The 2,220-nt window shown below is 41.4% G+C and carries 1 protein-coding gene; it reads left to right on the top strand.

The features are described from left to right. Positions 1-224: 224 nt before the first annotated feature. Positions 225-2,220, top strand: a 1,996-nt coding sequence (locus DBR11_RS30225) for an STN domain-containing protein (RefSeq protein WP_233260808.1), incomplete at its 3' end; no start/stop codon positions are given.

Here is a 2,220-nt window from a genome sequence, read left to right as displayed (position 1 = left end):
GTATGTAAGATCATTCTACAAAAAAACAACGTCCCTGTTAGAAATAACAGGGACGTATCAGGAAATCATTAAGCACGGAGGATTTGGACGTCAGTCCGGCTTAAAGAATATTAAAAGCAATCCCGGCTAGCCGGGTCAACCCTTAATTTTTCAAAAATATGCAAAAAGGATTATATCAGTATCCTTCAATACCATTTAAAATAAAAGATAACCTCTATTTTATAATGAAGTGTTCGTTTATTTCGATAGTCATACAGCTCCTGCTCGTTAATTTATTAATTGCGAGTTCGGGATATGGTCAGAATCTGGAAAAGAAGGTTCAGCTTAAAATCGAAAATGCCAGTGTTAAGAAAAGTTTGCTCACTATAGAGGCCAACAGTGGGATCCACTTTTTGTTCAGGGACGACCTGCTGAATTCTGTTCTTAAGAATGTCACTTTGAAAGACGATGGGATTACCATAAGGGAAGCCATCAATGAAGTGCTGAAAAATACACCACTCGAATTTAAGGTAATGCAGGGTTTCGTAACGATCGTGGCGAAGCCCCTACAACAGCGCATCACCGGAAAAGTTATTGACGGGGTTACTAAGGAAACTTTGCCGGGTGTTTCTGTAAGAATTAAAAATGGTCAGGGAGGAACGACAACAGATAATGACGGTAATTTCAGCCTAACGATTTCCAGTCCGGAAGTTACTCTTGTGTTCAGTTATATGGGCTACAATACCCGGGAAGTAAAAATGACAAAAGAAAAGAATGGCCTTGCCGTGGCCCTTATCCCTTCCAGTACAGTATTGAGTGAAGTAACTGTTCAAGCCCGTAGAAACACAAGAACAGAGAATGCCGTATTAGATGAACGTAAAAAATCAGCAACCGTACAAGACGCCATATCTGCACAACAAATTGAACGGACGGGAAGTATAACAACTACGCAGGCTTTGCAAAAGGTATCAGGCGTAACTGTTACAGATGATAAATACGTTGCCATTCGTGGTTTGGGCGACAGGAGTGTTGTTGGCCAGCTAAATGGTGTTCGTCTGGCTTCTTCTGATCCAGACCGCAGTTCAATTCCGCTCGACCTTGTTCCTGCATCGCTATTAGATAACATCACGATTTATAAAACCGTAACACCTGATAAACCAGCAGATGCAGCTGCAGGTATTGTTGAGCTGAAAACCAAGTCTGTACCAGACAGTATGATCATCAGTTTAATTGCCCAAAGCGGTTTCAATTCCAACATAGGAATTGGTGGACAGTACAATAGTTTTTACAACAGCGATATGGGTTTCTTTGGGAATAAAATCAATAAAAAGAACCTGTCAAGCGACTTTTTAAATCTCTCCAAACAATATAAAGGAGGATTGACACAAATTCAAAATATGATCACCAATAGCGGTTATAGCCCCGAAGTTAAACAGGAGGTAGGCCGGATTAATGGGATTATGCAGGGATTTGATCCAGTCATGACCACAAAATATAAACAGGCTCCCATCAATCAGCTGTATTCTGGAACCTTTGGTAACAGTTATACTTTGTTTAAGAAACACAAACTGGGGGTAATTGCCGGCGCGAATTATTATCGAAGAACCACAGATATATCTAATGGTGACATTCAACAATATAGTATCTATCAAGGCGTCGTTACAGGAAACCCACAAGTACAAAGTCCGAGGAACATTCCAAACTATATTACCCCCAATAGTCTTTTTATGGGTAAATACCAGACGTATAAAGAGAATACCGGCGCAGAAACGCTCAATTATGGAACGCTCCTGGGCCTAACGTACCGTTTTAGCCCGAGACATGAAATCAGTATGCAATATCTTGGCAGCTGGGGCGGAGAAACGCAGGCGACAAATATGTCTGGCAGATATGAATATACAGGCTTGCCAGGAGAAGTGAAGAGCACCATTTACTCTTTGAAACAATCCTATCGCAAACTGAATACCTTTAACCTCCAGGGAGAGCATAAGTTTTTAGAAACGGAATACTCACCAAGGTTGAGTTATAATGTGGCCTCCTCAAGGGCAGGGCAGAATGACCCGGATTACCGCTTTTTAACACTAGCAGATTATACACCGAGAGGAGGTGCCTATTATACTAAACCTGTACTAGGTCCGATAAACACCACGCCAGAATACGTCTACACAGAACATTTATATGCACTGAGCTCCGGTTATGTAAATGGCTTTGGTGCATATGGCATTATACAGGCAGAACCGA

The organism is Pedobacter sp. HMWF019 (genome assembly GCF_003061025.1).
Classification (GTDB): domain Bacteria; phylum Bacteroidota; class Bacteroidia; order Sphingobacteriales; family Sphingobacteriaceae; genus Pedobacter.
This window is presented reverse-complemented; position numbering and strand designations above follow the sequence as displayed.